Here is a 9,435-nt window from a genome sequence, read left to right as displayed (position 1 = left end):
AATTCATCTATTTTTATAGCTTTACCAAACGAATAATTACTTAAAATGATTTTAAATTTATAGTTATTTATAATCCCGATTTGATTTATATATCACTTTAAATTAATTCTTAATTATGTGTTTCGTCGATTAATATTTTCAACAAACTGCTTTTGTAGTTGTCTAAAATTTATGTTTAAAACTGATATCGGAATATTAAATACATCAGTTAATAATTTGATCTTATTGAGCTGAAATTTACTGTTATAAAATAAATCAATACTTAAAAAATTCAGCGATGTATCTATGCTACCTCTACTTTCAAAAAATCCTCTAATAAATCATTTTTTAGGTTCTGTTATACTTTCACCTTCATTAAAATCTGATGTTTGAAAAATCTTAGAATATAAACGATTAAAAAGATTATTTTCAGTTAAATTTAAATCGTTTTGTATTAACAAAATAGCTTTTTCTTTTCCATTGAAAGCAAAATTAGTATATTTATAGTTTTGTGTATATTCATGATAATCAATTCAGTTGTATCTAGTATCTAGGTTTTTAATAAATTGTAGATATTGATTAGAATATATTAAAAATTCTTGCTTTGACGAATTAACTTTCTTAGATTCTTGATAAGAACTAACAGCGGCAAAGTATTTATTGTCTTTTGAAACTAAAATTCTACTCATTAACATCCCGTATAAAAATGGATGAATATTCTGATCCAATAATTTACTAACCTTTATCATTAAATAATCTCTTTTCTGCTATCTTATAATATTTTTCATCTATTTCTACACCAATAAATTTTCGATTATTTTTTATCGCGGCAACTCCTGTGCTGCCACTCCCCATAAATGGATCTAAAATAACATCATCTATATTTGTATGAATATTTATAATTTCTTGCATCAATGCTAAACTTTTTTGAGTCGGGTGTTTACTTCTTTCATTCCCTGATACAATTGGGAAAGAAAACAAGGATCTTAAATAGACTTTATCATCGGGCTTATTAAAAACCCATTTTGCACCTTTTTTGACAGCCCAGATGGCAAATTCCATATCTTGCACATAGCGACGTTTGATGTTTCTAGGCATCGGGTTATTCTTTTGTCAAATTAAAACATCTTTAGTTATAAATCCTGCCTCTTCTAATTCTTTTATGATGAAACTTATATATTTATACGAACAAAAAATAATAAAACTTCCATTTTTATCAATTAACTTTGAATAAGGTTTAATTCAAGAAAACAAATCAAAATTAATATCTCATAATCCAAAATATACACCTTGTCGCGGGTTATTTAAGGTATTAAAATTATGCTTTGCTGAAATATTATAAGGTGGATCACAGATAATGTGATTAACTTTAATATTCTCTTTTTTAAACTGATTTATCATCTCATAAGCATCAGCATGATAGATTTTAATTTTTTCTTGCATTAATTTCTTCCATTTCTAAATCAATATGATCTGCTATCGCTTTAGCTAACATCGGCGGAACTGCATTACCTATTTGTCTGCAGATACTTGTTTTAGGACCATAAAAAATAAAAGTATCTGGAAAACTTTGGATTCTGGCTGCTTCTCTTGGAGTAATAGCGCGATTTAATACCGGATGTGAATTTCTTCCATTTGATGGAGTATCAAAACGGGTATCAATTGTAGAGGATACATCATCTCATTTTAATCTTGCTCATGTAGTGTTGAATTGTTGTTTACCTCATAGGTGTTTAGGTTAAAAACTTTTATCCCCCTGCTCAGGTATCAAAGCAAGTTTTTCTAAAGCGATTTTTGAGTGTTTGGTTGCAATATGATTATACAACTTATCTCCTCTTAGATTTTTTTGGTAACTACTTAGTGGTTTATATAGATACTCACTTTGAAAACTGCCTTCACCAGAATTCAGATAATTTAAATCAGAAATAGCATCATAAACACTTATGTGTTTATCAATATTAGATTTGGGGAGCAAAATCTCTTTATCTTTGCATCCAATAATAATTGCACGTTCACGATTTTGTGGAATCCCAAAATTCTTTGCATTTAAAACTCCATAAGAAACTTTATAACCTAAATCAGTAAACATTTGATAAATTTGCTTAATAAAATATCCTTTTTGTGCATTCAGTAGATTCTTAACATTTTCAATGATAAAAATCTCAGGACTTATATTTTTTACAATATCAAAATATTCTAAAAATAAGAAATTTCTTGGATCATCAAATCCTAAATTTTTCCCTTTAAGGCTATATCCTTGACATGGAGGACCACCAATAATCATATTAATATTAACTTCTTTTGATTTTTTTATTATCTGATTTTTGATATTTATATTAGTTATATCACCACAAATAACTTCTGAATCGGAAAAATTATTTTTAAAAGTATTAATAGCATTTTGATCAAAATCTGCTGCTACTAATGTTTTAAAATTAGAATTTTGTTCAAATCCCAACGAAAAACCACCTGCTCCACAAAATAAATCTAAGATTCTATACTTCATTTTTTTTCTTTATTTTTAATTATATCTTATTTTAATCTTGATTCTTATAAATAAGATAAATTGCATAAAATTTATCATTTTTTATGATAAATATTTTGCTACTAAATATAGATATTTTTTCGAAATTGGTATAATTACACCGTATATATATATATATATAAGTTGAGTAATTTTACTTATATATAATTTCAATATATTTATATACCTTTAATATTTATTCGAGGTAATATGAATTTAAAAAAGAAAGTTAAAACTTTACTTGCTGCTGCCGGTAGTGTTGGTTTGATAGCAAGTATCTCAGTTGGTGTGTCAGCTGGTTCACCAGCAGCATCAAATAATACTACATATGAAATTTACCCTGGAGTGCAAAGCATTACATATCAAAATTCAGATTTTTTAATCTCTAATGATGTAAATATCGTTTTTGAAGATGGTATTGATAATGCAACCATAAATCGCTTCAAGGAAGTTTTAAAACTTAAAAATCTTACTTATAGTCAAACTCGTAGGGTTATCCCTGGTAAGACAAATATTTTAGTAGGAATCAGAAATGATTCTGATAACTTGGTTGATAACCAAATTAAATCACTTGGAATCACCTTTGATACTGTATTAGATTCAAAAATTGAATCATATCAATTAGATACCAAATCAGTAAAAGATAGCAACTATACTACTAATTACATTACATTAGTTGCTAAAAATACAGAAGCAGCCTTTGATGGTGCTACAACTTTGTGACATATCTTTAAACAACTGGATGGAAGCAAAATCAGAGACTTTGAAATCAAGGATTGAGCTGATGTAGCAACCCGTGGAGTTATCCAAGGATACTATGGCGATGGATGATCATTAGATGCTTCTAAAGATTATATGAAGTGAGGAAGTTACTATAAACTTAATGCATACTTTTATGCACCCAAAGATGATTTAAAAACAAATACTCAATGATCTACATTAAACACAGAAGATGAATTAACTAAAATTAAGGATTTAGCTTCTACATCTGCTGCAACAAAGGTAAGTTTTATTTATACATTAAATCCTTTTGTAGGAACTGATGCATTTACCAAAGCAAACTATGCAGAGAAATTTGAAAAACTTAAAGCTAAATTTAAACAAGTTATCGATGCTGGTGTACGTCAAGTTGGATTAGTTGCCGATGGACCTAATAAACCGTTTGAAAGCACCCAAAGTACTAATAGTACTCCTAATCCTGCTCCTGCTGCACAAGCAACAGATAATGGTTCTGAAGGTGATTCAAGTTCAGGACAAGCTACATCTGGTGCTGTAGCAACACCAGAAAACAACGATAGTCAAACACAGCAAAAAAAATTACTATCAGATTTAGTTGCTTGATTGAAATTAGAAAAACAAGTTTATCCGAATTTAAAAGTTACTCTTCCATATTTAGTTAATGAATATTCTGGTACTGGTGAAGAATATTTTAAAGACTTTCCATCAGAAGTTCAAGTAATTATGGGTGGTGGTAGCGAAAGAACTGTAGATGATACATTTACTAACTCTTATGTTAATCATACCAATTCTTATGAATCATCTAAGTCATATACACTTAACAGTCCAATTCTTTGAGTTAATTGACCGTATACAGAAACTACACAATCTAAATTAATATTAGGTGGTTATAAAGCATTTTTAAAACCAAATCCAGATACTACTAAATTTACAGGATTATTTTTAAATGCATCTCCATATGAACAAGCATCAAAGATTGCAATGTTTGGTGGAGCAAACTATGGATGAAAGAAATGAAAAACTGATGATGAAATTAATAAGGTATTATCTGCAGCATTTAAACATTCAATTAATAACTCAGAGCAAGATTCACCAGTTTCTTTAGCATATAAAGAAGTAGCTAAACACCTTGTTAACAAAGGACAAGTTTTTAGTCCAGAACCAGATTTAGATGAATCAGCAAATATCCAACAACCTATAAATACATTAGTTCAAAAACTAAATAATGATACTGTGACAGCAACAGATGTAAATCCGCTGATTCAACCTTTTCAAACTATTTTAGATTCTTTAAACACTTTATTAACATCAAAAGATATCCCGCAACTTTTAGTTGAAATCAAACCATGATTACAATCTTTCCAACAACTTACTAAAGGAGTTTCTTCATTATTACAAGCCGTTATTGAATTTAAAAATAATAATAAGGATGAATTTGTACAACTAGTGCAAGCAGCAAAAGATGTAATTTATAATGCTCGTAATCATTACAAAGTAGTGTTATCTGGACAATTAATCCAAGTAGAACCTGCTGTTCAATACATCCAACCACTTGCTGATGTATTGATGAACTGAGCAGACAGTAAAATTGATGGATATACTTTGCAACCAACTACACATACCACTACATTTATTACCAATATGCAAAATCCATTTGGTTCTACAAACCTACAAGATGCTTTCAAACCATTTAATACTAACCAAATTATTTATAAAAATTCACATGATGGAACAATGTCGACTCTAAAAACTGGAGATTACATCGGTGCTAAGTTTAGTGAACCAACTACATTATGAGGGGTTCATCTAAGATTCTGAGCAAATAATCAAGATTATTTTCTAACTTCAAAATTACAATATCAATTAGCAGGTTCTACTCATTGAAATGATATAACATCATATACTTCACCTAATAATCAAACTACTAATATTTCTTATACAAATAATGATGTATACGGAAAAGATTTTATTTTTAGTCCAATTGATAATGTAATTGCAGTGAAATTAGTTGATCAAGAAACAGGTAATGGACGAAAAAAATGGATGCGTTTATTAGAATTTCGTCCAAACCCACAAAACCCACAAAAATATTCTAATGTAACATATAATTCTACCAATACCACTTTAATTAATAAAAATAATAATACTACTTATTTATCCGATGGACTAAAAACAACTGAATCACAATTTTCAAACCCACAAACTACTTCTGGTTCAAATGATGATAAAATTTCTGAAGGTAAAACCTTAGGTTTCTCTTTAAATGAACAACAAGTTGTTACTGAAATCCAACTACAACAAGGATGAAATACTAATACCGATGTCGTATCATCAATCACTGTTGAGTATAAAGATCCATCTGATTCTAATACTTCTACTCAATGAAAACAATTTGGTTCAACTACATTAAATACTAATAATAATAACTCTAATATCCTAGCAATCAGTGGTTATGCAAATGCACAAGATTTTAGATTTAAAGTAAATTCAACTACAAATTATTGGTGAAGAATTAATGATATCGCTGTTTATGGACCAAATTATAAGGCTAAACCACAATTATCAATTTCTTCAACCTTAACACCAGATCGTTCAAGTAGTTTTAATAATGCACTTGATTCAAATCCAAATACTGTAGCAATTATCGATCATGCTGCTAGTGATAAAAACATCCAAGTAAATGATTATTTTGATATCGAATTCACCCGTCCGGTGCAACTATCTACATTGAATATCAAACAAGACCCAAGTGGTTTAGTTCCAAATCTTATTATTCTTCCTAAGATAAATGATCAAACACCAGATACTAATAAAGTTGAATTAACATCAGTATCTGAAGACCAACAAGTATCAATTCCATCTGCATGAGGACTTGTTACCGGTGTACGTATTAAAGCAAATAAAACTATCGATGCTCCTTGGAGAATTCGTGATATTAGTTATACTGAAATAGAACAACCTACTGATAAGTATCTTGGTTCACATCCAGCATCAAATGATAACTTCTTAACCAAAAGAAATGGTGATACCTTTGAATTATTTAATAAAACAACACCACAAACCGCAACTGCTGTTAATTTAAATAAAGATGAAAGTGTGGGATTAGATCTAGGAAATGTTTATACTGTTGATACTATTAATAAAAACATCGGAACATCGCCAGATTCAGCCTTAAAAACACAATACTCAACCGATGGATACACCTGAACCGATATGACATCCAATACTTTAGCATCGCCAACCCAAATGCGTTATGTTCGTATCAAGAATACCAAAACCGATGAATCAAGTAATGCTATATCAATGCAATTTAAAGATTTAAAAGCACATATTGTCGAATATAAACCATATGGAAGTTTTGTTTCAGGAACCTTAAATGCTGATTTTGGAACCTTAAAAAATGCTTTTGATGGAGATTATAATAGCAAAGTTATTTTTGCTAAACCACCTGTTAAAGATGATAATCTAATCTTTGATTTAGGTCGCGAAGTAACTTTAAAATCATTAAAACTTTTTGCTGATAAATATACCAAAGACTATCCGAGAGATTTGGTTGTTAGTGTAGCTACTACTAATTCTTCTTCTTCTTCTTCATGAACTGATGTGTTAACCATCGGTGATTCTACTACTGATACCGATTCAAATTCGAGATTAGGTGAAACTAATAATGCAACAGATGATTCAAACCATCCAGATGTAAAATATTGAGCATCATCTAATATAACTCCAAATACTAAAGCTAGATACATTAAATTTACTATTAAAGCAAATTATCCAGCAGATCGTAAATTAACCTTTAATCAAATTTTAGTCAATGATGGTGAATATGTAGCAGCTGATAATGATCCAAGATTTACCGGAACATCATATTCAGAAACTTCACAAAATACCACACCTGATAAGATGTTAGATGCTGATATCCATAGTTATTATGAACCTAAATCAGATAATGGAAATATTAAATGATATGTTGAAAAAGATTATTTCAACCGTCGTGATCTAAGAATAGTAAGTGAAGGTGTTCCTTCAAATGCTGAAGTATATGCAAATATCATTGATACTTCTAGCACATCTACTGATACGACACAAACTAAATTAGGAACTTTATTTAATAATGTAGTTGAATTTAAAGTACCAAGAAAAAGTAATAAAGCAATCACATCAATTGAAATTAAATGAACTACTAATAAACCTAAGATAGCTGAAATAGTCGGATTCTTCAAAAATCAAACTACCGATACATCTAAAACTGATTTAGATACCATTAAAACCAATCCAGCTGAATATGATAGTTGAACCGATGCAACTAAAGCAAGTTATGATAAAGTTAAAGCATTAGCTACAACTGCTGCTGCAACTGATGAATTATTAACCCAACAAACTGTTAATGAAATTAAAGCAATGGCAGATAGTATTAAAAATTCAGCTGTCACAAAAGCAACTAATACATCTGATTTGGAAACCAAAATAAAAGAGCCTGCAACAAATACTGATAATATTTTATATACTCCAGATTCATTTGCTCAATATGATGTAGCATTATCAAATATCCAAAATGCTCTTAAAAATAAAGGTAATATTTCTACTGCTGATGTAACTAATCTTTCAAGTGCATATGATACTGCTAAAAATGCTCTAGTAAAATCTGATGTTCCATATCAACAAGCATTGCTTAATGTTAATAATTTCGGAACATTAAATAAAATTGATTATACTAATGAATCTTATCAAGCTTTAAAAGCAATTGTGGATCAAATTAATACTAAGTTAGCAACTGATGATCTCGATCCCCTTGGATACCGCGATTTAAATAACCAATATAAGGCTAAATTCACAGAACTAGTTGCTTCGAATCGTTCTAAGATGTTAAAAGCATACAATGATTATTTAGAAAATAACACCTATGCATTTACTGATCGCTACCAACATCGCTTTAGTTCACTTGCTTCAGCATTAAATGACTTAGTTGATTCGCAACATTATACTCTTGCAAATCCTAATGTAACAGCAGATCAAGTAAATAATGCTTTAACTAATTTAAAAGCATTAACTCAAAAATCAATTTCAGAACGTAATCGTTTGATCTACTACTATGAACAACTAACTCAAAAACAAATTGAAAATACTAATAATCTTTATACACCTGATTCATATGATAACTATCTAAGAGTCTTTAATCAAATTAAAAACTCTCAACAAGATATCAACCGTGTTAGTGAACAAGATATCAAAGATGCTCAAGCTCGTATGGAATTAGCACAAGAAAGTTTGGTAATTTCAGAAAATCAATTAGATGCTGCTAAAACCCTTGCTAATTCATTGCTTGCTAATTTAGATGATAAAGCTGATTTTGCAAGCAAAATATCATCTGCAACCAAAGACGATATTAGCAATATTATCAAACAAATCCGTAGTAATTTAACTAAACAACTAGCAGATAAGCGAGCAAAAGCTTACGCAGATGCTTCTGAAGCCGTAGCTAAAATTAAAGATGTTAATACACGTAATAATCTAATTAAGCAATTAGAAGCTGCTAAGGAAGTTTCAGAGTTTAATACTGTTACAGCCAATGCAAATAATGCTTATGATCTTGAAGTTCAAAACCAAAAAGCATTCGATGCTGCTAAGGCAGAAGTAGTTGATTTAAATAAACAAGTAACTGACACAAAAAAACAAGAAGCCTTTAATTTCAAAATTAATTCAATCACTGATATTAATGATTTTAAAGCAGTTAAAGATGCAATTAATAAACAATTAGCCCAAGAAAAACAAGATCGTGATGCACAAGCTGAAAAAGAGCAAAAGGAACTTGATGCTCTTGATAAACAAGTGCAAGATATGCTTGCAAAACTTCCTGCAAATAATGCACAAGCTCAAGATTTGAAAACTAAATATCAAAATCTTACCAAAACCTTACAATCACTTAGCGACTTTAAAGCAGAACTTACAAAGTTTGAAAATGATCTAAAAACAAAAAATGAGCAAGAACAAGCGCAAAAAGATAAAGCAAAAGAAGAAGAAAATAAAAAACCTGTTGGTAAATCAAGTAATACTGGTGCTATTATAGGTGCTGTTGTTGCTTCATTAGTTGTTTTAAGTATTGTTGGAATCTTTGTATGGTGATTTATGAAAAAGCGCAAGAAATAATCTCTAAGTAGCCGTATAGGCTGCTTTTTGATTATAAAAACACCACA

General features: G+C 29.5%; 5 protein-coding genes. 1 reads left to right on the top strand and 4 read right to left on the bottom strand.

Annotation, left to right across the window (positions count from 1 at the left end; all coding sequences use genetic code 4):
* Positions 1-113: 113 nt before the first annotated feature.
* From ACXYRQ_RS01220 to ACXYRQ_RS01205, 4 genes are all read right to left on the bottom strand, one after another.
* Positions 114-668, bottom strand: coding sequence for a hypothetical protein (locus tag ACXYRQ_RS01220; RefSeq protein ID WP_458614556.1), 555 nt, complete (start codon positions 666-668; stop codon positions 114-116).
* A 46-nt stretch (positions 669-714) separates the two neighbouring features.
* On the bottom strand, positions 715-1,422 hold the full coding sequence (locus tag ACXYRQ_RS01215; RefSeq protein WP_458614555.1) for a DNA-methyltransferase: 708 nt from the start codon (positions 1,420-1,422) through the stop codon (positions 715-717).
* The gene (locus ACXYRQ_RS01210; RefSeq protein WP_458614574.1) at positions 1,406-1,555 is read right to left on the bottom strand and encodes a DNA cytosine methyltransferase; all 150 of its coding nucleotides are present in this window, start codon (positions 1,553-1,555) and stop codon (positions 1,406-1,408) included. The genes ACXYRQ_RS01215 and ACXYRQ_RS01210 overlap by 17 nt, the downstream gene beginning before the upstream one ends.
* 162 nt (positions 1,556-1,717) lie before the next feature.
* A complete protein-coding gene (locus ACXYRQ_RS01205; RefSeq protein WP_458614554.1) occupies positions 1,718-2,485 on the bottom strand; it encodes a DNA cytosine methyltransferase in 768 nt (255 codons plus the stop codon).
* A 228-nt stretch (positions 2,486-2,713) separates the two neighbouring features.
* Here ACXYRQ_RS01205 and ACXYRQ_RS01200 point away from each other — a divergent pair, with 228 nt between their 5' ends.
* On the top strand, positions 2,714-9,388 hold the full coding sequence (locus ACXYRQ_RS01200; RefSeq protein WP_458614553.1) for a beta-N-acetylglucosaminidase domain-containing protein: 6,675 nt from the start codon (positions 2,714-2,716) through the stop codon (positions 9,386-9,388).
* Positions 9,389-9,435: the final 47 nt, after the last annotated feature.

It is taken from the genome of Mycoplasma sp. 394 (assembly GCF_054353895.1).
This window is presented reverse-complemented; position numbering and strand designations above follow the sequence as displayed.